This is a genomic window from Candidatus Thiosymbion oneisti (assembly GCF_900092655.1).
GTDB classification, from domain to species: Bacteria; Pseudomonadota; Gammaproteobacteria; order Chromatiales; family Chromatiaceae; genus Thiosymbion; species Thiosymbion oneisti.
Genome location: NZ_FLUY01001336.1, coordinates 1 through 343 on the forward strand (window position 1 = coordinate 1; position 343 = coordinate 343).

1 pseudogene is annotated in these 343 nt (G+C 58.3%); it reads left to right on the forward strand.

The window, feature by feature from the left end:
• Positions 1-343, forward strand: a pseudogene (locus BQ17_RS21920) (hypothetical protein); the annotation flags it as partial.

The following is a 343-nucleotide window of genomic DNA, read 5'->3' on the forward strand; positions in this document are numbered from 1 at the left end:
GAGGTGGCCATTGCTCCCTACTACACCACCCGCAACGGCTGGATGACCTTGATCAACCTGACCAACACCGAATCCAAGCCGATCGTGGTCAAGATCCGCATCCACGAAGGCCACAATAGCCGTGACGTGCTCGACTTCAATGTCGCCCTGTCGGCGAACGACATGTGGGCTGCCGTCCTCCAAGAGAAGGACGGGAAGGCGGTGCTCACGACGGCCGATGACAGCTGTTTCATCGGGAGCACGAATACCGAGAAGCCGCTGAATGCGGCTGCCTTCACGGGTGCCAATAACGACACTGGCCTGCAAGATGCAGATCGGCTGAAGGAAGGCTACATCGAGTTCA